Origin of the sequence: Methylobacterium sp. 092160098-2 (assembly GCF_028920805.1) — a bacterium.
Taxonomy (GTDB): domain Bacteria; phylum Pseudomonadota; class Alphaproteobacteria; order Rhizobiales; family Beijerinckiaceae; genus Methylobacterium; species Methylobacterium fujisawaense.
Window position 1 is genome coordinate 1661574 of sequence record NZ_JAQPZJ010000001.1, and the last position, 20558, is coordinate 1682131.

General features: G+C 70.4%; 19 protein-coding genes. 12 read left to right on the forward strand and 7 right to left on the reverse strand.

Translation table 11 applies throughout. The features are described from left to right. Nucleotides 1-227 precede the first annotated feature (227 nt). Together PQI07_RS07890 and PQI07_RS07895 are read left to right on the forward strand one after the other, a co-directional pair. Nucleotides 228-440 (forward strand): hypothetical protein, encoded by a 213-nt coding sequence (locus PQI07_RS07890; protein ID WP_043389020.1) that lies wholly within the window; start codon nucleotides 228-230, stop codon nucleotides 438-440. A gap of 467 nt (nucleotides 441-907) precedes the next feature. Further along, the gene (locus PQI07_RS07895) at nucleotides 908-1270 is read left to right on the forward strand and encodes a hypothetical protein (RefSeq protein ID WP_274926395.1); all 363 of its coding nucleotides are present in this window, start codon (nucleotides 908-910) and stop codon (nucleotides 1268-1270) included. A gap of 408 nt (nucleotides 1271-1678) precedes the next feature. On the opposite strand, the gene PQI07_RS07900 is transcribed toward PQI07_RS07895, so the two are convergent. The 3 genes from PQI07_RS07900 to PQI07_RS07910 all read right to left on the reverse strand — a co-directional run bounded on the left by PQI07_RS07900 (nucleotide 1679) and on the right by PQI07_RS07910 (nucleotide 2867). Then, nucleotides 1679-2113, reverse strand: a complete 435-nt coding sequence (locus PQI07_RS07900) for a hypothetical protein (protein WP_274926396.1) — start codon at nucleotides 2111-2113, stop codon at nucleotides 1679-1681. 86 nt (nucleotides 2114-2199) lie between these two features. Beyond that, nucleotides 2200-2607, reverse strand: coding sequence for a hypothetical protein (locus tag PQI07_RS07905; RefSeq protein ID WP_043760055.1), 408 nt, complete (start codon nucleotides 2605-2607; stop codon nucleotides 2200-2202). Next, nucleotides 2607-2867 carry a hypothetical protein gene (locus tag PQI07_RS07910; RefSeq protein WP_043760054.1) on the reverse strand — a complete coding sequence of 87 codons (261 nt, stop codon included), beginning with the start codon at nucleotides 2865-2867 and terminating at the stop codon, nucleotides 2607-2609. The genes PQI07_RS07905 and PQI07_RS07910 overlap by 1 nt, the downstream gene beginning before the upstream one ends. A gap of 529 nt (nucleotides 2868-3396) precedes the next feature. Here PQI07_RS07910 and PQI07_RS07915 point away from each other — a divergent pair. The 4 genes from PQI07_RS07915 to PQI07_RS07930 all read left to right on the forward strand — a co-directional run bounded on the left by PQI07_RS07915 (nucleotide 3397) and on the right by PQI07_RS07930 (nucleotide 7077). After that, complete coding sequence (locus PQI07_RS07915) at nucleotides 3397-3810, forward strand: Ros/MucR family transcriptional regulator (RefSeq protein ID WP_043389239.1); 414 nt, start codon at nucleotides 3397-3399, stop codon at nucleotides 3808-3810. A gap of 232 nt (nucleotides 3811-4042) precedes the next feature. Beyond that, on the forward strand, nucleotides 4043-4288 hold the full coding sequence (locus PQI07_RS07920; RefSeq protein ID WP_043357529.1) for a hypothetical protein: 246 nt from the start codon (nucleotides 4043-4045) through the stop codon (nucleotides 4286-4288). A 250-nt stretch (nucleotides 4289-4538) separates the two neighbouring features. Further along, a complete protein-coding gene (locus PQI07_RS07925; protein WP_210274656.1) occupies nucleotides 4539-5948 on the forward strand; it encodes an MFS transporter in 1410 nt (469 codons plus the stop codon). A 124-nt stretch (nucleotides 5949-6072) separates the two neighbouring features. Further along, nucleotides 6073-7077 carry a helix-turn-helix domain-containing protein gene (locus PQI07_RS07930; protein WP_111473467.1) on the forward strand — a complete coding sequence of 335 codons (1005 nt, stop codon included), beginning with the start codon at nucleotides 6073-6075 and terminating at the stop codon, nucleotides 7075-7077. Here the strand turns inward: PQI07_RS07930 and PQI07_RS07935 are convergent. Together PQI07_RS07935 and PQI07_RS07940 are read right to left on the reverse strand one after the other, a co-directional pair. After that, complete coding sequence (locus PQI07_RS07935; protein WP_043389033.1) at nucleotides 7043-9184, reverse strand: peptidase domain-containing ABC transporter; 2142 nt, start codon at nucleotides 9182-9184, stop codon at nucleotides 7043-7045. The two genes, PQI07_RS07930 and PQI07_RS07935, sit on opposite strands and share 35 nt — an antisense overlap. Continuing rightward, entirely contained in the window at nucleotides 9181-10497 is a 1317-nt protein-coding gene (locus tag PQI07_RS07940; protein WP_274927697.1) for an HlyD family secretion protein, read from the reverse strand. Before PQI07_RS07940 ends, PQI07_RS07935 begins: the two co-directional genes overlap by 4 nt. A gap of 553 nt (nucleotides 10498-11050) precedes the next feature. Between PQI07_RS07940 and PQI07_RS07945 the strand changes: the two genes are divergently transcribed. Together PQI07_RS07945 and PQI07_RS07950 are read left to right on the forward strand one after the other, a co-directional pair. Beyond that, nucleotides 11051-11281 carry a hypothetical protein gene (locus PQI07_RS07945; RefSeq protein ID WP_043357549.1) on the forward strand — a complete coding sequence of 77 codons (231 nt, stop codon included), beginning with the start codon at nucleotides 11051-11053 and terminating at the stop codon, nucleotides 11279-11281. Between the two features lie 81 nt (nucleotides 11282-11362). Next, nucleotides 11363-12253 (forward strand): AraC family transcriptional regulator, encoded by an 891-nt coding sequence (locus PQI07_RS07950; RefSeq protein ID WP_043357551.1) that lies wholly within the window; start codon nucleotides 11363-11365, stop codon nucleotides 12251-12253. Between the two features lie 4 nt (nucleotides 12254-12257). Here PQI07_RS07950 and PQI07_RS07955 read toward each other — a convergent pair whose 3' ends face one another. Continuing rightward, nucleotides 12258-13619: an NAD(P)H-dependent oxidoreductase gene (locus PQI07_RS07955; RefSeq protein WP_274926397.1), complete on the reverse strand. Its 1362-nt coding sequence runs from the start codon at nucleotides 13617-13619 to the stop codon at nucleotides 12258-12260. Between the two features lie 296 nt (nucleotides 13620-13915). After that, a complete protein-coding gene (locus tag PQI07_RS07960) occupies nucleotides 13916-14809 on the reverse strand; it encodes a LysR substrate-binding domain-containing protein (protein WP_274926398.1) in 894 nt (297 codons plus the stop codon). Between the two features lie 131 nt (nucleotides 14810-14940). Here PQI07_RS07960 and PQI07_RS07965 point away from each other — a divergent pair, with 131 nt between their 5' ends. The 4 genes from PQI07_RS07965 (at nucleotide 14941) to fumC (ending at nucleotide 20528) form a co-directional block, all read left to right on the forward strand. Beyond that, nucleotides 14941-16245, forward strand: a complete 1305-nt coding sequence (locus PQI07_RS07965; RefSeq protein WP_043389044.1) for an MFS transporter — start codon at nucleotides 14941-14943, stop codon at nucleotides 16243-16245. 32 nt (nucleotides 16246-16277) lie between these two features. Then, nucleotides 16278-17141: a class II aldolase/adducin family protein gene (locus PQI07_RS07970; RefSeq protein ID WP_043760040.1), complete on the forward strand. Its 864-nt coding sequence runs from the start codon at nucleotides 16278-16280 to the stop codon at nucleotides 17139-17141. Nucleotides 17142-17357: 216 nt separating this feature from the next. Beyond that, the gene (locus tag PQI07_RS07975; protein ID WP_274926399.1) at nucleotides 17358-18800 is read left to right on the forward strand and encodes a CoA transferase; all 1443 of its coding nucleotides are present in this window, start codon (nucleotides 17358-17360) and stop codon (nucleotides 18798-18800) included. A 270-nt stretch (nucleotides 18801-19070) separates the two neighbouring features. Continuing rightward, nucleotides 19071-20528, forward strand: a complete 1458-nt coding sequence (gene fumC / locus PQI07_RS07980; RefSeq protein ID WP_043389241.1) for a class II fumarate hydratase — start codon at nucleotides 19071-19073, stop codon at nucleotides 20526-20528. Nucleotides 20529-20558 lie beyond the last annotated feature (30 nt).

Consider the following 20558-nt stretch of genomic DNA (forward strand, 5'->3'; position numbering starts at 1 on the left):
CGCGGCCCTGGGGCGTGGAACCCCCTGTCTGATGGTTGGTGCCGACCAGAACGGCACCCGCATCCTTGGCCATACGGTCGGGGAGCCTGCGACGCATGTCCAGGCGTTCCGGCGCTAAAGGTCGTAGGGACCGTTCAGACACGGTTTTCCAACTCCCCGACTCGGGATGGTCGAAGGCTCGTTCGCGGGGGCGCACCGCGGATCAGAGCCCGCCGGGGGGATGGACCATGGGCTCCAGCGATCCCGAAACGCGCGGACGTCAGCTCGCCCGGCTGCGCGCGGCCTACGAGGGCCGTCCGGGGCGGCCGGACCGCGCCGGCAGTGGCGCGCGGCACTCGCGGGCGCTCTTGGGACGGATCCTCGTGGTGCTCGGCGGCCTGCCGGACGGGACCGGCTTGCCGGTGATCGGTCCGGGCGGGGACGGACGCGCCCGCTCGTAGCATCGGCCCGCCCACGCGCCGGAATCGCGCGGCATGACCGGCCCCAGACGCACGGCGGGCCAGGCGCATATGGACCGCCAGCCGGCCCGGCAGCGATGGCGACGCGCAGATCGAGCGACAAAAACTGTCAAACTCCAAACATATTGAATATTTAAACCCGCTATAACAATATTAACTCGACGCACACGATTCGTTCGGCCGTCGTCCAATTGCGCGATCGATGCCGACCGGTCTTGAAAGCGTCGGACTGGGAGGTCGCCATGACACGAAGGACCATCCACACAGCATTCGCCCCAGGACTCTCCGCTGTCGCGCTCGTCCTGATGCTGCCCGCTGCCATAACGGCCCGCGCCGAGGACATGCCGCGACAGGGCGATTTCAGGATAACTTACACATCGACAAATATCTCTGCGGCGAAACCTGTCACGATCGGCGACAACCGAACGGCTTCGGCAACGATCAACATGATGACCGCCGTCAACGAATCGGGCGGGCGGCTCCTGCACAACATGGCCGGACGCTGCACCTCCGCCCCGCTGATCGACACCGCCGCCAAGACCCTCGAGAATCACGGCTATTGCGACTACGTCGACGCCGACGGCGACCACGTCTTCGAGAAGTGGGACTATCCGGTCCAGCCCCTGGGCGCGGTCAACGAGGGCACGGGCGAGTGGATCGGCGGAACCGGCAAGTACGCCGGCATCTCCGGGACCATGAAGATCCGCTCCCGACGGCTGAACTCCCTCACGGACGGCGCCATCCAGGTGGTCGGCGAGAAGCTCGGCAGCTACAGCTTCACCAACGCGGTGGCCAGCGCGAAGCGGGACTGACAGGTTCGGGGCGACGGGACAGGCGGGCCGACTTGGCGGTAAGACGCCGTTCATGACGCCCGCCGACCGAGACCGGTTCGAAAAATGCCTCGCCCTCGCCGCCCAGGGCGCCACGATGGGCGAGCGCGCGGCCGCCCGGGCCGCCGCCGAGCGCATCGCCCGGGGCGCGGGCCTCACCTTCGCCGAGGCGGCCGAAGGGCTCCGGCGGACGGGACAGGAATCCGCCCACCGGGCGACCCGTCCGCCACCGCCCCGGCGGTCCTATCCCTGGGCGCAACCCAAGGCGCCGGTGACGCCCATCACGGTCGAGGAACTGCTCCACCAGAAGGCCGAGACGGAGGCGTGGCAGAAGCGGTCGGCGGCCGCCGCCGACCGCCGCCGGAAGCGGGAGCGCGCCGACCAGGACGCCTACGTGGCGGAGCAGCGCGCCCGGCAGGCGGAGCGCGACCGGGACTGGGCCCGCACCCGCACGGATCCTCCGGCCGCGCCGGGGACGAGGCCTGAAGCGTCGCTCGGCCGGCGGAGAGCCGTCTCAGCGGCGGGGCTGCGGACGCGCGCCCGGTGCGCCCGCGCCCGGCGATGGCGCGGGGCGATCCGCGGCGTGGCCTGCGGCGGCGCTGCGGCGGCCGGGGGACCGGGCGCGACGCCGTCATGGGCCGCGACGATCCGGCGGGCCTCCTCGACGCTCATGTCGCAGGCGCTCGTCATGCCCTGCAGGGCGCCCAGGGCGCGGTTGTATTCGGGAAGGTTGGTGCATCCGGGAACGCCCCACGCCCAGGCGGGAGCCGGCACTATCCCCACCGCCGCCAGCACGAGGGCGACAAGACCGTTCCTGATCGACACGGATGCTCCTCCGCTCCCCGAGACCTGGATTCCGGCCCCCGGCGGGGAAACGCGGTCACACTGGTGGCGGGTTCACCGCCGCCGGGTCAGGCCCCGCCGCACATGTGCTGGGAGTCGGGCAGAGTCCAGGAATCCAGCGTGCGCAGGTTGGTCGTCGTATACATCTTGCCGCGATCGTCGCCCTTGGGGCAGCCGGTCGGCAGGGCGACGAGGCAGGTCATCACCCGATCGCCAACCCGCGACCGCGCGATCGCGTCGATATAGGCGTAGGAGACGCCGTAGACGCCGTTCTTGAGATCGACGCTCGTCCCCTCGTCGATCCCGTCGCCCTTCGGCTTCACGAGCTTGTCGCTGAACCGCGTCCCGATCCGCGAGATCGTGGTCGCCACGCAGGTGCCGACCCGTGTCGGCATCTGCGCCGCGGCGGTGCCGGGGGCGAGCCCGAGACCGACGACGAGCGCGCCCGCCAGAACCGCACCGGCCCGGCCCCCCATCAGGCGGCTTCGAGCAGGAAATTGGCCCGCCGGAACATCAGCTCGCGCCGGTAGAGGTAGACGCCGCCCCGCCGCATCGCCGCATGCGCCGCGTCCGCATCGAACCCGTACGGCTTGTCCCGCGCGGTATCGATGCAGCCGACATACATCCAGCGCACACCGTCGATGATCGCCGGGATCGGCTGGTCTTGTCGGACGGCGCAGAACTGCTCACCGTCCGTGGCCGCCACGAAAATGTAGAAGGTCTTCCGCGCGCACATCCGAACCTCCAGAGGTCTCGGGGGTGTAACCGCAAGGCAACGGTCAAGGGATAAACTGATTCCGCTGCAATAGTCAAGCTTCTGCCACATTTTCGTCACGCCCGAGACAGAACCGGCGCAGCCTCACACCCGCCACCCTTCGAAGATCGGCCGCGCCCGAGAGCCCGCCCCGTCCGGCGCGCCTCCCATCGCGAACGAGGCATGACCCGGCAAGGTCCGGCGCCGGCCTGGATCCATCGACGGCTCGGCCCCGTCGGACCGTCGCATCGGCCGCGCTCCTTCGCCCGGCTTCAGGCAGCCGCACATTCCCTGCGCCCGACGGTGGACCACCCCGGCGCGAAGGCCGGACACCTCAGACAACAGCGCAGACCGATAAGCCTTCGGATCCGGCTCTCTAAGATCTCAATAAAATTTTGTATGCATAACAAGAGGTTTACCGGACATGCGAACAAGTATTGACAGGCCATAATGTACGAGTAGTCATAAGGACCGAGCGAGGTTGCCGGGACCAGAGATGCGATCGATCGCGTTGCCGAAAGACCAAGACCATCTCGAATCGACGATCAGCGAGGTCGCGGTGCGCGTCGTCACGGCCTACCTGTCGAACAACGCAATTCCTCACACCAGCCTGCCGCCGCTTCTGGCCACCGTGCACGGCGCCCTGTTCGCACTGACAGACCGGCCGAAGGCCGCCGAGATCCCCTATGAGCAGCCGACCCCCGCGCAGATCCATCGGTCGGTCCGCCCGGACGGCATCGTCAGCTTCATCGATGGCCGATCTTACAAGACCTTGAAGCGGCATCTCACGGCGCATGGGCTGACGCCGGCCTCGTATCGCGCGCGCTACGGGCTGCCGGAGGACTACCCGATGACCGCGCCCGGCTATGCCGAGCGACGTTCGGAAATCGCCAAGGCGATCCGGCTCGGCCGCAACGCGGCCTGACCGGCGCGATCCCCGGCGCCTTTCCCGGCTGCCGCGCGGCACCCCGACCGCGCCCGCGCACGATGGCCGGGCGGGCTCCCGCCGGGAGCCTCACCGGGCTCGGCGGACCAGCCTCGCGCTCGCTTGTGAACCGATCGTCCGCGTGGACGTAGATACCCTGGACCTATGACGCGCGCCGGCGATGCTGGAACCGTCCGCTGGGACGGCGCGATCAGGCGAGGGGAATGCGGGCATGAAGGGTCTGTCGGGCTGCGTCGTCATCCTGTCCCTGCTCGGCGGGGGAGCGGCCTCCGCACAGACCGTCCTGGCGCCATCCGGCGACTCGGCCGTGACGCAGCCCGGTGGGACGGCCGGTCGCTCCGCACGACGCAACATCCGGGAGGCCTACCGCAACGGCGACGTGATCGGCCATCGGCCCGGCCCGGTCGCTCCCGTATCGCAGCGCGATCGATCTCGGCACACGCAACCGCGCTTCTAGCCGGCGGCTGCGGACCCTATCAGCGCGGCGCGCGCCCAGGCCGGCTTCGCTCCGTCGGCGAAACGAGCGGGAGGCAGGGACGTCCGCGGCAGCCGGCCGGCCTGCGCGGCGCCGGATCTCGTGTGACCCGCGACAGCAGCGCATCGTGCGTTTGTGAGCGCCACCACGTTTCCCGGTTCGAGGCGCGCAGCTATGGCGGTGCGGCACCGGTTGCGCGCACGCTCCGGTCGGGAGAGGACAAACGCCCGTGATGGACGCCCGCCTGCAGGCCGCGACGCCCTCCCATAGCGCCGCGCCCGCGGCCGGATCGGTGGCGGTCGTCACGCGGCGGCTCGATTCCCTCCCGATCACGCGGCTCCACGTGGCGGCGCTCGCTGTCTGCACGCTGGGCCTGTTCACCGACATCGCCGAGGTCGCCTTGAGCAACGCCTTGGCGGCCATCTTCCTCGCACCGCCCCACAACATGCCACGGGGCAGCCTCTCGCTGCTCCTCGCCTCCGTCTTCGCCGGTGGGGCGGTGGGCGCCCCCTTCTTCGGGATCCTGGGTGATCGCTTCGGCCGCAGGCGCGCCCTTCAGGCCTCCCTGGCGCTGATGGCCGCCGGATCTCTGGCGGCCGCCGCGAGCCAGGGGCTCACGGCGCTGACGCTCGCCCGCACGGTCTCGGGTTTCGCGATCGGCGGGTTTCCGCCCCTCGTCGCGACCTACCTCGCCGAGGTGACGCCGGCGCGCCACCGCGGCGCGACACTGATGGTCTGTGCCGGGATCGGGCTCCTCGGCGGCTTGGCCGTCCTCCTCCTGGTGCAGGCGCTCGCACCGGGGGCTCCCCTCGGCGTCGAACCGTGGCGCTGGGCCCTGATCCTCGGGGGCGCCCTGGCGGCCCTGGGCAGCATCCTGTTCGCGGGGCTGCCGGAATCGCCGCGATGGCTGGCCTCGGTCGGGCGACCCGTCGAGGCCGACGGGGCCTGCCGCCGGTTCGAGCGCGCGGCCGGCCGGGCGCCGGTCGTCGGAGCAGCCGACCTCGCCCCAGCGCCGGCGATACACGGGCCGGCGATACACGGGCCGGCGGGCTTTCGCGCCCTGTTCACCGGGACGCGCCAGACGCGCCAGACGGCCCTGTTCGTGGGCCTCTTCACGCTCGCCCCCCTGGCGACGATCGCCTTCCCGCTGCTCAGCGCCGTCGTGATGGTGGAGAAGGGCTTCCGGGTCGATCAATCCCTCGCCTTCGCCGCGCTGTCGATGCTCGGCCCGCCGCTGGGCACCCTCCTGACCGCGCTGGTGATCGACCGGCTCGAGCGGCGCGCCTGCCTGACGGCCCTGGCGGCCGCGATGGCGGCCCTGGGCACGGCCTTCGCGGCGAGCGGCACGTTCCTGACGCTGGTTCTCGTCGGCATCGCCTTCAACACCGCCGCGGCGACCTACGGCAGCGTCCTCGCCGTCTACGCCACGGAACTCCTCCCGACGCCGCTGCGGGCCTCGGCCATGACCTGCGCCTGGGCCGGCGGCCGGGTCGCCGCCGCCCTGGCGCCGCTCATCCTCCTGCCGGTCCTTTCGGCCTACGGACCGCACGCGATGTTCGCGGTGATCACGATCGTCCTCGGGGCCAGCGCCGCGCTGCTGCTTGCCGGACCGCGCGGCCTGTCCGGCCGGGCCGTTGCATAGGCCGCGCGGGGACGCCCCGCATCGTCAGGCCCGATCGGCGTCGGTTGCCAATCCGGCAAGATTCACACGATAGAGTTGCACAGGCGCTGGGACAGCGCCGCCGGGCCGGACGGGAGTGTCACACGTGTTGAGCCCGGTGCTCGTCCCAAGCCTCGTCGAGACGACCAATCACGTCGAGCCCAAGCAGGCCTTCGAATTCTGGCGCTGCACGGCCCTGGCCGCTTTCGGCGACATCGGCCGGCGGCATCCCCGGGAGCGCTTCGCGGCCAAACGCCTGACCGTGGCGTCGGCCGGCTGGTCGCTGACCCATACGGTCAGCAGCCCGGTGGAGCTGGAGTTCCGGTCCCGGCACGTCGACCGGAACGCCCGCGCGATGGTGGTGATCGGCCTCGGGCTCGACGGCATCGGCTATCACGAGCAGCACGGCCGCGGCGCCCAACTGAACCCCGGTGATATCAGCTTCCTGTCGCGGAACCGGCCCTTCGTGGCCGGCACCCAGAGCGCCTACGGCGAGATCCGGCTCGCCGTGCCGCGCGAGGTCTTCGAAGCCTGGGTCGGCGATGCGGACGCCTTCGCGGGCCGCAGCCTCAACCCGCACCCGGCCGGGGTGGCGTTCCGGACGCGCCTGTGCACCGTGGCCGCCTCCATCGCCTGGATGTCCGAGGGCGAGGCACAGACTGCGATCGAGGGCGTGCTGCACCTTCTCGGCCACCTCGTCGACGGCACGGCCCGGCGCACGAAGCCCGCGGAGGTTTCGCAGGCGGCGGTGGTCTCGCTCGCCCGCGCCCATATCGCGCGCCGGATGCACGATCCCGACCTGAACCCACAGGACATCCAGAGGGCGCTGGGCCTGTCCCGGACGAGCCTGTACCGCGCCTTCGCGGAGACCGGCGGCATCGCGACGGCGATCCGCGACGCGCGCCTCGACCTCGCGCGCCGACGGCTGGAAGCTGCCCGCGACGACAAGGTGCGGATCGCCTCGATCGCCTATGCGTGCGGGTTCACCGACGTGCCGACCTTCAACCGCGGGTTCCGCAAGCGCTTCGGCCTGGCTCCGGGCGACATCCGGCCCGCGCGGCCTCAGGCGAACCGCGTCAGCCCGCGGCAGCCAGATCCGCCGCGCCCCTGACCTGGGCGGGGAAATCGAACACCGCGTCCGCATGGGCGATCGTCGCCGGGCGATGGGCCACGATGACCCGCGTCATGCGCAGGTCCCGCAGAGCCTCGGCGATCACCGCCTCGGTGGCCTCGTCGAGATGGCTCGTAGCCTCGTCGAGGAACAGGATCTCGGGCCGCCGGTAGAGGGCGCGCGCCAGCACGATGCGCTGCTTCTGGCCCCCCGACAGGGTCGAGCCCATGTCGCCGACGAGGCTCTCGAAGCCCATCGGCATGCGGCGGATATCGTCCAGGATCGCGGCCCGGGCCGCACATTCGGCGATCCAGCCGGCATCCGGATGCTCGTCGAAGGCGGCGATGTTCTCGGCGATGGAGCCCGCGAACAGGCCGTCGTTCTGCATCACGCCGGCGATCCGGCGGCGGTAGGATCCGGCGGCGGTGCGGATGTCCTGGCCGTCGGCGGCGACGATCCCCTCGGTCGGGGGCGTCAGCCCCATCATCACCTTCATGAGCGAGGTCTTGCCGCATCCCGAGGGACCGGTGATCGCGAAGCAGGCGCCGGCCCGGACCGACAGCGAGACCCCGCGGAAGATCCAGGGCTCGTCCGCGCCGTAGCGCAGCGCCAGGCCTACGCCGGCGAGCGCCCCGGCCTTCAGGGCGACGACCGGCGCCGCGGGCGGCGCGGCGGCAGCGAGATCCTGCTCCTCGGGCTCGCACAGAACGATGTCGGCGAGCCGGTCGGTCTGCACGTCGAGCATGCGCAGCTTGAACCACGCGTCGATCAGGCTGCCGATCCGCGTGGCGAACTGGTCGCGATAGGCCAGGAACGCCACCAGCATGCCGAGCGACAGCGACCCGCCGATCACGGCGCGGGCGCCCAGCACCAGCAGGATCAGGCGGTCGAGGCCGAACAGGAACTCGTTCGCACGGCCGAACACGAGGTCGAGGCGCTGCAGCCGCAGCCGGGCGTTCAGGGCCGTGACGAAGTGGTTCATCCAGGCGCCGCCGCGCCGCTCGCGCAGGTCGAGGAGCTTGACGCTCGCCATGCCGCGGACCGTCTCGATGAAGTGCGTCTGCTGGCGGGCCTCGGCCACGAGGGCCTCCTCGCTGCCCTCGCGATAGGCGCCGTAGGCGAAGACCCGGAGGATCGCGTTGAGCGCCGTCGAGGCCAGAACCACCGCGACCAGCCAGCCGCCATAGACCATCAGCATGGCCAGCATCCCGACCGCCATGAGGCCGTCGAGGACGGCCTGGACGAGGTCGGTCGTCAGGCCCTTCTGGATGGTGGCCAGGGAGCCGAACCGGGAGATCACGTCGCCGACATGGCGCTTCTCGAAATAGTCGAGGGGCAGCCGCGACAGGTGGTCGAACAGGCCGGCCGACCATTGGTAGTTCAGCCGGGTCCCGGCCAGCATGATCGCCCAGGTCCGGGCGATGCTGAGGCCGAGCTGGAGCAGCAGCAGCAATCCGAGGCCGATCGCCACCACGAGGAGCAGGTCGTGGTCGGCATTCACGATCACCTCGTCGATCACGACCTGCGAGGCGATGGGCATCAGCAGGGCGACGAGTTCGATCCCCAGGGAGAGGGCCAGCACCTGGGCCAGGGCGGCGCGGATGCCGGACATGTTGCGGAACAGGTCGCGCAGCCGCAGGCCCGGGTTGGCCCGCTCGCGCTTGAAGCCCGGGTTCGGCACCGCCTCCAGGGCGACACCGGTGAATTCCCGCGAGGCTTCCGCGAGGCTGATCCGGCGCCGGCCGCGGCCCGGATCGTTGATAACGAGGCCGCCGCGCTCGACCCGGGTCAGCACCACGAAGTGGTTGAGGCCCCAGTGCAGGATGCAGGGGAGCCGGAGCCGGGGCAGATCCGTGAGCTCGACCCGCAGGGCGCGGGCGGTCAGGCCCTGGGCGCCGCAGAGGTCGATCAGGTTGCGCAGGGTCATGCCCTTGAGCGACAGGGGATGGCGCCGCCGCAGCGTGGCGAGGTCGAGCTGGCGGCCGTGATAGGCCAGGACCATGGCGAGGCAGGCCATGCCGCATTCGGCGGCCTCGGCCTGCAGGACGACCGGCACCCGGCGGCGAAGCCCGAAGTCCAGCCGGGCGGCACGGGATGGCGCCGTCACGGGGCCGCCTTCCGGACCGGCAGGGCGTCGAGGCCGCCGCGCGTGACGAGGGCGAGGCTTTCCCGGACATGCGCGACGGGATCGAGCAGCCAGCGGTAGAGCGACCGCTTCTCCAGGGCGATATCGGCCTCGACCCGCATGCCCGCCTCGAGGCTGCGCCGCTCGCCATAGGCCAGCACGGTGTCGGAATCGGGCCGGACGACGATGCGGTACAGGTCGGTCCCCTCCCCCCGGGCGGAGGCGCGCCGCGCGAAATCCGGGGCGTCGTCGCTGCCCAGCGGCGCCCGCGTGACCTCGGTGACGACGCCGCGATGCAAGCCGAAGCGCTGGAACGGGAAGGCGGCGTAGCGCAGCATCACCGGCGCGCCGGCCTCGGCGAAGCCGATGGCCGACGAATCGACGAACAGGTTGGCCTGGAGGCGCCCCGCGCTCGGCAGCAGGGTCAGGAGCGTCGCCCCGGCCGCCACGGTCTGGCCGACCTGGGCGCGGATCGACGTCAGGGTCCCGGCTTCCGGTGCCCGGACCTCGATGGCGCGGCGCGCCTCGCTCTCGGCCTTCTGCTGCGCCAGCTGGGCGGCGGTCCGGTCGAGGTCGGCGAGGTCGCGGGCCAGCCGGTCGTCGTAGGCGGCGAGCTGGGATTTCGTGTCGGCGAGCTTGCCGTCGACCTGGAGGCGGCTCTGCTGGAACTGCGCGAGCTGCGCGCTCGCCTGCATGTAGAGGTAGTTCTGGCTCTGGAGATCGGCGGCGCGGGCGAAGCCGCGCGCCACGGCGTCGGCGAGCTCCTCGACCCGCGACCGGAGCGGCGGCACCAGCTTCTCCTGCAGGTCGATCTGCTTGGCGAGCTGGGCGGATTGCTCGCTCAGATTTGCCACCTGCTCCCGGAGGGCCTGGCGCTCCGTCCAAGCCAGATCGGCCCGGGCGGCCCGCTGCCGCTCCACGCTCTGCCGCTGGCGCTCCAGCTCGGCGATCACCCGTTCCTGCGTAGGCCCGCTCGCCGACACGGCGTCGAGGTCGATCGTGTACAGGAGCTGCCCGCGGGCGACCTTGTCGCCCTCGCGCACCCCCGTCGAGCCGACGCGGCCGGCGACCGGGCTGGCGAGACTGATCAGACCGATATCGGGCGCGAGCAGGCCGACGGCGTGGATGCGGCGGGTATAGGTGCCCTGCCAGGCATAGAGGCCGACGGCCGCCACCATGGCCACGCAGGACAGGGCCACGATGCGGATCGGCAAGGGCTGGATGATCTGCGCCTCGCCCAGCCACGCATTGCGTCGTGCCTCTATAACTTCCAGTCGAAAGAGCGGACTTGGCACCCGGCTAAAGCAACCTTCCCAGAACGAGACCACATCTTCGAGGATAGCACCCCTCGGCGTCATCCGGCTTGTTCGGTCGCATCGTACGAGTGCTGTGTCAACACTGCACGGGAATGCGAATTTTGTATTCCCGATTCCGCGTCAGATCGTCGCAGTTTTCTGTAAAACTTCAACGATATCAACTGCTTGAATAAAATGAGGGTCCGGTTTGTTTTGCGCCGCAAAACAAGGTCAATTTTTGCGCGCTCTCGTGCTGCAGCGCAAAGATCGCGTCTTCGCGATGCTGTCGAGAGGCACGGGGCCCCAGCGAAGACGGCGCTCGATGCGAAAGCGCCTGGAGCGCGCCCTGGGAAAGGCAAGCCCGGTCAGTTTTTGCGCATTCGCCGAATTCGAGAGAACTCGACACGTATCGGCAGCCAGATACCGATTGACACGAAGCACATCTCTGTAATCCTAAAGGCAGGTGCCGACGTCCAAGGCGCCTCGACGCTGCGATCAGACAATAGATCGAGCAGAATAAACTTCTTCTTGAATCTCAATCAGGAGAACGATCATGCAGGACAGCATCGATACCGTCCGCGAGCTGAGCGCCACCGAGCTTGACCAGGTGGGCGGCGGCCTCGGGGTCGGCCTCACCGTCGGCCTGGGGGTCGACGCAAGCCAGGAACTCGGTGCGGTCTCGGGGGTCGTCGGCCAAGCGGGCAGCCTCGTGAGCGGCTTGGTGGGCAGCGTGCTCGGCGCGGTTGGCGGCCTCGTAGGCGGCGTGACCGGCGCCCTTCGCTGACGGAGGAGAATCGGGAGGGCGGCCGCGAGGCCGCCCTCCTCAGGCGCCCGAGGGCGATGAAGCCGGAACCGACTGGCCCGCATGGACAGCACGCCCGAGACCATCACGTACGCCACCAGCGGCAGTTCCGGACATCTCTCCGGCCGTCCTGAACTGACCTGCTGCGCGCCGGGCGACCGCGGTCTCCCGGAGATCACCTTCATCGATTTCCGCTTCGCCACCGGGGGCTGGAGCACGCATGCGGTCTCCGGTCTCGAAGTCGCAGCCAGCACGCAGCCCGCGGGGGCGCATCACGAGGTCGATTACGAGATCGCGGCGCGGCTGAGCGACCGCGAGGGCCTGCTGGTCCGGCGCCCCGGTCTGCACGGCACGACCCGGTGGGTCGGCCCGTATACCGGCCGGGTCCTGTCCTTCTCGGCGGCGGCCGTCGAGCGCCTCGCGGAAGCGCCCATCGGAAAGATCGCGTTTGCGACCGACGGGCGCGACCTCCGCGCCTGCCGGAGCACCTGTCACATCCTCAGCGCGCTGAGCTGCGCGCATCGGGACGATCCTTCGCCCGACCCGCTTTTGATCGAGAGCCTCCATCTGGCGGTCCTGCGCTCGGTCATCGCGGTCCGCACGGCGGGCCGGTCGGCCGGACCCGATCTGTCGGCGTCGCAGGCCGGGCGCGCCTGCGCGTATATCCGGGAGCACCTGGACCGGGAGATCACCGTGTCGGCCCTGGCCGGGATCGTCGGGCTCAGCGAGGGCTACTTCATCCGGGCCTTCCGCCAGAGCACCGGGGTGACGCCGTACCAGTACATCATGCGCGAGCGCGTCGGCCGGGCCGAGGCCCTGATCCGCTCCGGCGCGGGGTCCATGGCGGAGGTCGCCGCGCGGTCGGGCTTCACGAGCGCCGGCGCCATGAGCCGGACGTTCCGGAAGCTGGTCGGGCGCTCGCCGACCGGGCGCACGGCCGGCCGGCGCGCATGAGCGCCTAGCCGGCGGCCCGCCCCGTCGCCCCGCGAAACAGGTCCTCCATCTCGCGCCGGACGCGGATCGCCTCCTGGTCGGCCTCGTACGCGACGTCGCTCCAGCGCACGGCCCGGCCGGCGGGCACGTCGGTCTTGAGGACCATGTTGTGGGCGAGCCCGATCGGCAGGGCGTCCTGCGCCAGGGACTCCGCCGCCGGCATCAGCTTGCCGTAGACGGTGAACCCGCCCTCCCCGTCGAGCCGCTCGCCCGCCCGCAGGGCGCGCTTGGCGGTGGCGGCGACGTCGCCGCGCCAGTCGCCGGTGGCACCCGTGGCCTCGCCGCGGACCGCGATGGAGGCCACCGAGATCCCGAGCTCCAGCCCGATCAGGTGATAGGGCTTGTAGGTGGCGGCGAACCGGCCGCTGGCGTCGGTCTTGAGGCCGTACTGGGCGAAGCAGTCGCGCACGTAGGGGCTCGGCGCCTCGAACACCGCGTAGACGCCCCAGCGCAGGTCCCGGAACACCGGCCGCCCGTCCCGCTCGACGGACGAGACCACCTCGACGGTGCCGCGCTCGGTGAGGAGGCCGCCATCCGCCACGGGCTTCAGGATGCTCGGCAGGTCGTCGACGCCGCAGGGCGGGAAGGCGAGGCCGTCGCGCGGGGGGGTGAGCCCGCAGGCATTGGCCACCGCGGCCATCTCCAGGGCCGACTTGGTGCCGTCGAGGAAGGAGTTGAACATCTGCGGGTTGAAGTCGCCGCCCGCGACCTGGCTCTCGCTGAAGCCGTAATGGCCCCAGACCGTGTCGGGCGTGGAGGCGTGGTAGACCGGCAGGTACTTGGTGCCCTTGCCGGCGCAGATCACCTCCAGCCCGATCGTGCGCGCCCAGTCGACCAGCTCGGCGATCAGCGCCGGCTGGTCGCCCGAGGCCATGGAGTAGATCACCCCGGCCTCGGCCGCCTTGCGCGCCAGCAGCGGCCCGGCCAGCACGTCGGCCTCGACGTTGACCATCACGATGTGCTTGGCCGCCGCGAAGGCCCGCAGCGCGTGGTGGATTCCGGCGGCCGGGCTGCCGGTGGCGTCGATGACGATGTCCACGAACGGGCTCGCGATCATCGCGTCGGCATCCTCGGTGACGAGGGTCGTGCCGGCCCGGGCAGCCTCCTCCAGCCCGCGCGCCGCGAACCGGGCCTCCTCCCAGCCGACCCGCCGCAGCGACGCGCGCGCCCGGTCGGGCGACAGATCGGCCACGGCGATCAGGTGGATCCCGGGCGTGCGTGGCGCCTGCGAGAGGTACATCGCGCCGAACTTGCCGGCCCCGATCAGGCCGACCCGGACGGGCCGGCCCTCGTCGGCGCGCCGCTGCAGCTTGGCGAAGAGGGACATGGGGCGTTCTCCCTGGGGGCGCACGGTCGGGCTCGGGTCCCGCCGCGTTTGCCGCGTTGTTTGGACCTGCACCTAGCGCGGTTCCCGATCCCGTTGAGACCCGCCGCATGACAAGACTGGCACAACCGTTTCGACCGGGGGGACGCGCGCCGGACCCTGCACCGCCATTGGCTCCGGGTTCCGGGCTCGCCTCACGCGCCCCGGACCGATGGCGTGAGGCGCCCGCCTGTCGCCGAAGCGATCCGGCCGACGACGATCACCGCGCCCATGTCTTTCCGCGCCAACATCTTTCCGCGTCAGGCCGGAACCGCCCGGCTCTCCACCTCCACGTCGAGCAGCCAGCGGCGGAAAGCCCGGATCTTCTCCAAGGCCCCGTCGCGCTCGCGGTAGCAGATGAAGTGCAGGTCCCGGGACAGGCTCTCGAACCGCCCGGCGCCGAGGCGCACCAACTGCCCGGCGGCGAGTTCGTCCCGGGCGAACCGCAGGGTCTCCAGCGCCACGCCGAGCCCCTGGACGGCCGCCGAGATCACCAGCGAACCCCGGTCGAAGGCCGCGCCCGACGCGCCGGTCGGGACGGGCAGGCCGTTATGGGCGAACCAGTCCGGCCAGCGGATGGGGCTGAAGGACGAGTCCAGCCGGGTGAAGGCCCCGGCCCACCCCGCGGCCCGGGCAACCTCCGGCGTGCACAGGGCGGCGATCTCCTCCGGCCCAAGGGACTCGACGGTCAGTCCGGGCCCGCGCGGCGGCCGGCCGTAGGCGATCAGGATGTCGATCTCCTCGTGCCGGGCGAGATCCAACGGGTCGGCGCTGGTGGAGAGGCGGATGGCGATGCCGGGATGCGTCTCCACGAAGGCGGGGAGCCGGGGCCCCAGCCACTTCGCCGCGAAGCTCGGCGTGCAGTGGACGGCCAGCGACGAGGGCGGCGGCGGGCTCAGCTCGGCACAGACCGCCTCGATGGCGTCGAAGGCGCTGGAGAGCCCCGCGAGCAGGCGCTGGCCGTCGGCGGTGAGCGTCGCCTGACGATTCGCCCGCCGGAACAGGGCCCGTCCGAACCAGCGCTCCAGGGCGCGGATCTGGTGACTCACCGCCGAGGGCGTGAGGTGCAGCTCCTCGCTCGCCCGCGCGAAGCTGCCGAGGCGCGCGGCCGCCTCGAAGGCCCGTAGGGCGGGGAAGCTCGGGATCCGGCGCATGGGACAATCCATGAATTGAATTCACGAAAAGCGTGAAAAATCGTCGTTTGTCAACGATTGGACGCAGCACGATAGTGCCGGCCGCGCCGCGCAGACGGTGGCGAAACGATAAAGTCTAGGGAGACACCGGAATGGCACAGGGGGTCATGACCCTCGTCGAGCCCAGTATCGACGAGACGACGCGGGTCTACCGCAAGGTTACGTGGCGCCTCGTGCCGTTCCTGTTCGCCTGCTACGTCGCGGCCTATCTCGACCGCGTCAATGTCGGTTTCGCCAAGCTGCAGATGCTGAGCGACCTGCAGTTCAGCGAGACCGTCTACGGCCTCGGCGCCGGGATCTTCTTTCTCGGCTACTTCCTGTTCGAGGTGCCGAGCAACATGATCCTCCACAAGGTCGGCGCCCGGATTTGGATCGCCCGGGTCATGCTGAGCTGGGCCGTCATCTCGGCGGCCATGATGTTCGTGACCTCGCCGACCTGGTTCTACGTCCTGCGCTTCCTGCTGGGCCTCGCCGAGGCGGGCCTGTTCCCGGGCGTGATCCTGTACCTGACCTACTGGTACCCGTCCGAGCGCCGCGGCGGCATCATCGCCCTGTTCATGACCGGCATCCCGATCGCCGGCCTGATCGGCGGACCGGTCTCCGGCTGGATCATGAACGCGTTTGCCGGCACGGGCGGCCTCGCGGGCTGGCAGTGGCTGTTCCTGATCGAGGCGCTTCCGTCCGTCGTGCTGGGCTTCTGCGTCCTCGCCTATCTCGACGACGGCATCCAGAAGGCCAAGTGGCTGAGCGCCGACGAGAAGGCGCTGCTCGCCCACAATGTCGCCGCCGACGGCGCCTCCGTGACCGCGCACCGGTTCCGGGACGGCTTCACCAGCGGCTGGGTCTGGCTGCTCTGCGGGATCTACTTCTTCTTCATCATGGGCCTCTACGGCGTCGGCTTCTGGCTGCCGACCCTGATCAAGGGCGCGGGCGTCTCCGACCCGCTGCAGATCGGCCTCCTGACCATGCTGCCCTACGGCGCCGCCGCCGTGGCGATGATCACGGTCGGGCGCCTGTCCGACGCGGCCCGGGAGCGGCGCTGGCACATCACGGTGCCGGGCCTCGTCGGGGTGGCGGGCTGGCTGGTCAGCATCCGGTTCAGCACGGATCTCGTGATCGCCGAGGCGGCGCTCACCGTGGCGACGATCGGCGTGCTGGTGACGCTCGCCCAGTTCTGGTGCCTGCCGACCGCCATCCTGGCGGGGGCGGCCGCCGCCACCGGCATCGCGGTGATCAACTCGGTCGGCAACCTCGCGGGCTTCGTGAGCCCCTACCTGATCGGCTGGATCATCGACACCACCAAGTCCACGAGCCTCGGCGTCTACACCCTCGCCGCGTGCCTCGCCCTGGGCAGCCTCCTGGCGCTGACGGTGCCCAAGCGCCTCGTCAACCGCTGACGCCCTCCCCTCACCCGACGAAAGGATACGCCATGCTCGACGATCATTCCCACGACGCGCCCGTCGCCCTCGACCTGCCCGACGACGATGCCGGCCGCAAGCGGACCTCGATCTACCAGCCGGAGCAGGCCGGCCTGATCTTCCCGGAGATTCCGGAATTCGCCAACCACGCCGAGGCGCGCGACTACCGCAAGAAGCACCTCGTGGCCGCCTGCCGCGCCTTCGCGATGCACGGCTTCGACTACGGCTTCGCCGGGCACCTGACGATCCGCGACCCGGAGCGTCCGGAGCTCTACTGGACCAACCCGATGTGCGTGCACTTCTCGCAGGTGCGGATGTCGAACCTGATCCTGGCCGACCACAAGGGCCGGGTGGTCGAGGGGCGCCACGCCATCAACCGGGCGGGCTTCGTCCTCCACGCCGCCGTGCACGACGAGTACCCCGAGGTCATGGCGATGTGCCACGCGCACACCACCTACGGCACCGCGTGGTGCGCCACCGGTCGGCCCCTCGACATGATCAGCCAGGACGCGGCGGCCTTCTACAACAGCCACGCGGTGATCGGCGCCTCGGCCGGCGCCGTGGCGGTGGAGAAGGAGAGCGGCCTCTCGGTCGCCCAGCAGATCGGCCGCAACCGCGGCGTGCTGCACCAGAACCACGGCCTGCTGACCTGCTCGCACCACAGCATCGACGACGCGGCCTTCTGGTTCATCGCCCTGGAGCGGGCCTGCAAGCAGCAGCTCCTCGTCGAGGCCTCCGGCATCAAGCCGCAGCTCCTCTCGGAGAAGACCGCCCGCTACAGCCGCGAGCATGTCGGCAGCGACTATATCGGCTGGCTGCACTTCCAGACGCTGTACAACCACATCGCCGAGACCCAGCCCGACATGTTCGCCTGAGGCCCGACGGGCGCCGCCCCCGCGCGGACGGCGCCGCGACGCGCATCGGGGCCGGCCGCGAGGCCGGCCCTGCCGCTATGGGCCGGTATGGGCCGGCGCCCGGACGGCGCCGTCCGGATGGAGCGGGGAGCCGGTCCGTCCTGCCCATCAGCGGTACAAGATTGATTCATCCGTCGGCGGCCGCCACCCTGCACAGGTCATGTGAGGGCCGCGACCATGCGCAAGCGACACGCCGACGAGGGCGCCCTGCGGTCGATCTTCGCGGAGGCGCTGGCAGCCCTGGCGCTGCCGCCCGATGCCGGAGACCGGCTGACGGTCACCGGCACGGAGAGCCTGCCGTCCTGCTTCCCCGTCACGGAGCTGGCGACGGCGGCGATCGGTGCCGCCGGCCTCGCCGTCTCCGAACTTCTGGGCCTGTTCGGAGATGCGCCCGCCGTGACGGTGGACCGGCATCTCGCCTCGGCGTGGTTCGGCCCGTCGGTGCGGCCGCGCGGATGGACGATGCCGGCCGCCTGGGACCCGATCGCCGGCGACTACCGGGCGGCGGACGGCTGGATCCGGCTGCACACCAACGCGCCCCACCATCGCGCCGCCGCCCTCTCGGTGCTCGACTGTCCGGGCGACCGGCAGGCGGTTGCGGCCGCCGTGGCCCGGGAGACGGCCGAGACCCTGGAATCGGCGATCCTGCGCGCGGGGGGCTGCGCCGCGGCGATGCGCAGCCTGGAGGCGTGGCAGCGACTGGACCAGGGCCGGGCGGTCCGGGCCGAGCCCCTCGTGGCGGTCACGGAGGCGCCCGGCCACGACTCCGGACGGTGGCGCCCGGACCCGGCCCGGCCCCTCGCGGGGATCCGGGTCCTCGACCTGACCCGCATCCTGGCGGGACCGGTAGCCACGCGCTTCCTGGCCGGGCTGGGCGCCGACGTCCTGCGAATCGACCCGCCCGGCTGGGACGAGCCGTCCCTGGCGCCCGACGTCACCCTGGGCAAGGTCTGCACCCGGCTCGACCTCCATCGGGCCGCCGACCGACAGCGGTTCGAGGGGCTGCTCTCGGAGGCGGACATCCTCGTGCATGGATACCGCCCGGATGCCCTGGAGCGGCTCGGCTACGGGGAGAAGCATCGCCGGGCGCTCAATCCGAACCTGATCGACGTCACGCTCTGCGCCTATGGCTGGACCGGGCCCTGGGCCGGCCGGCGCGGCTTCGACAGCCTCGTCCAGATGTCGGCCGGCATCGCGGCGGCCGGACAGTGCTGGAAACAGGCCGACCCGCCGGTGCCGCTGCCCGTCCAGGCGCTCGACCACGCCACCGGCTATCTGATGGCGGCGGCGTCCATACGGGGCCTGATCGCCCGGTTGCGGGAGGGGCGCGCCGTCACCGCGAAGCTCTCCCTGGCCCGCACGGCGTTTCTGCTCACCGACCATGCCGGCGGCGCACCGGGGCCCGCCTTCAGCGGAGATCAGGATCGGGACTTCTTACCAAAGATCGAACACACGGCGTGGGGATCCGCCCTCAGGCTGTACGCGCCCGCGCGGATCGACGGCGTTCCCCTGCGATGGGATAGGCCCGCCCGAGATCTCGGATCTACGGAGGCTGCACTGGTTTCCAATTTCGATAGCGCGCAATTTTCCAGCCCGAACAGCAGCCGCGCTATAAATTGATCAATCCATCTAATATTTTTGCACCGGCGACATTACGCGACCCTTGACATCGATCCGCGTCGTCTGGCAATCGGCACGTACGATATGCATGACACTATGTTAATATATTCAAAAATTTGTAAAAAAAGAACAGAAAATTCCTGAAGATCTCGATTTGGCAACAGTCCATCAAGCAACAGGGAATATTAATACGATTTACCTCAAAGCACATCCGTTTCGCCGACCCAGACTTGCTCTGTGCCATACGGTTCGACACCGAGAAGGATGACGATGCCCGCGTCTGCCCCGGACCATCCTGTCCTGCGCGAAATCCCGATCGGCATCTCCGCCACGGGGACACGCCGCGAGACGGATTCGATGGGGGCGATCGACGTTCCGGCGGACCGCTACTGGGGGGCGCAGACGCAGCGCTCGCTCCAGCATTTCTCGATCGGCAACGATCGCATGCCCAAGCGGGTCTATCACGCCTACGGCTACGTCAAGAAGGCCGCGGCCCTGGTCAACGCCGCGGCCGGACGCCTGGAGGACTGGCGGGCGCAGGCCATCGTCCGGGCCGCAGACGAGACGATCGCGGGAAAGCTCGACGCGCATTATCCGCTCTACGTCTGGCAGACCGGTTCCGGCACCCAGTCCAACATGAACGTCAACGAGGTGCTGTCGAACCGCGCGATCCAGCTCCTCGGCGGTGAACTCGGCTCCAAGAGCCCGGTCCACCCGAACGACCACGTCAACATGGGCCAGTCGTCGAACGACACCTTCCCGACCGCGATGCACATCGCGACGGTGCTGGAACTCGACGAGGTGCTCCTCCCGCAGGCGCACGCCCTTGCCGACGCGATCGACGCGAAGGCGCAGGCCTGGATGGATGTGGTCAAGACCGGCCGGACTCATCTTCAGGATGCGACGCCGTTGACGGTCGGCCAGGAATGGTCGGGCTACGTGGAGCAGATGCGCGACGCGCTGGCCCTAGTCGCGGCGTCGCGGGCCGGGCTCTACAAGCTCGCGGCCGGCGGCACCGCGGTCGGCACCGGCCTCAACGCCCCGGAGGGCTTCAGCGCGGAGATCGCCGGCCAGATCGCCGCGCTGACCGGCAAGCCGTTCGTCACGGCGCCCAACAAGTTCGCCGCCCAAGGCTCCCTCGACGCCATGGTCGCCGCCATGGCGGCGGTGCGCGGGCTCGCGGTCGCGCTGATGAAGATCGCCAACGACATGCGCTGGCTCGCCTCGGGGCCGCGCTGCGGTCTCGGCGAATTGCTGCTGCCCGCCAACGAGCCGGGCTCCTCGATCATGCCCGGCAAGGTCAACCCGACCCAGTGCGAGGCCATGGTGATGGTCTGCATTCAGGTGATCGGCGAGGACAACGCGGTCGCCTTCGCGGGCGCGCAGGGCAATTTCGAGTTGAACGCGATGCGCCCGATCATCATCAACAACACGCTGCACGCGATCCGCGTGCTGGGCGATGCCTGCGAGAAATTCCGGACCTACTCGGTCGCGGGCACGGAGCTCAACCGGAAGCGGATCGACGAGACCGTGAACCAGTCGCTGATGCTGGTCACGGCCCTGTCGCCGGTGATCGGCTATGACCTCGCCTCCAAAATCGCCCACCGCGCCAACGACGAGGGTACGACGCTGCGCGAGGCCGCCCTGGCCGAGGGCGTTCCGGCCGAGCGCTTCGACGCGGTGTGCGATCCCAAGACTATGACCGGCCACGGGCTGGCCGGCGCCTGAACCCGCCGGGACCATCCGTCGGGGCCCCTC

Coding starts and splice junctions, on each gene's coding strand:
- PQI07_RS07890 (WP_043389020.1), top strand. CDS start 228: ATGGGCTCCAGCGATCCCGAAACGCGCGGACGTCAGCTCGCCCGGCTG.
- PQI07_RS07895 (WP_274926395.1), top strand. CDS start 908: ATGACCGCCGTCAACGAATCGGGCGGGCGGCTCCTGCACAACATGGCC.
- PQI07_RS07905 (WP_043760055.1), bottom strand. CDS start 2,607: ATGGGGGGCCGGGCCGGTGCGGTTCTGGCGGGCGCGCTCGTCGTCGGT.
- PQI07_RS07910 (WP_043760054.1), bottom strand. CDS start 2,867: ATGTGCGCGCGGAAGACCTTCTACATTTTCGTGGCGGCCACGGACGGT.
- PQI07_RS07920 (WP_043357529.1), top strand. CDS start 4,043: ATGAAGGGTCTGTCGGGCTGCGTCGTCATCCTGTCCCTGCTCGGCGGG.
- PQI07_RS07925 (WP_210274656.1), top strand. CDS start 4,539: ATGGACGCCCGCCTGCAGGCCGCGACGCCCTCCCATAGCGCCGCGCCC.
- PQI07_RS07945 (WP_043357549.1), top strand. CDS start 11,051: ATGCAGGACAGCATCGATACCGTCCGCGAGCTGAGCGCCACCGAGCTT.
- PQI07_RS07950 (WP_043357551.1), top strand. CDS start 11,363: ATGGACAGCACGCCCGAGACCATCACGTACGCCACCAGCGGCAGTTCC.
- PQI07_RS07955 (WP_274926397.1), bottom strand. CDS start 13,619: ATGTCCCTCTTCGCCAAGCTGCAGCGGCGCGCCGACGAGGGCCGGCCC.
- PQI07_RS07960 (WP_274926398.1), bottom strand. CDS start 14,809: ATGCGCCGGATCCCGAGCTTCCCCGCCCTACGGGCCTTCGAGGCGGCC.
- PQI07_RS07965 (WP_043389044.1), top strand. CDS start 14,941: ATGGCACAGGGGGTCATGACCCTCGTCGAGCCCAGTATCGACGAGACG.
- PQI07_RS07970 (WP_043760040.1), top strand. CDS start 16,278: ATGCTCGACGATCATTCCCACGACGCGCCCGTCGCCCTCGACCTGCCC.
- PQI07_RS07975 (WP_274926399.1), top strand. CDS start 17,358: ATGCGCAAGCGACACGCCGACGAGGGCGCCCTGCGGTCGATCTTCGCG.
- fumC (WP_043389241.1), top strand. CDS start 19,071: ATGCCCGCGTCTGCCCCGGACCATCCTGTCCTGCGCGAAATCCCGATC.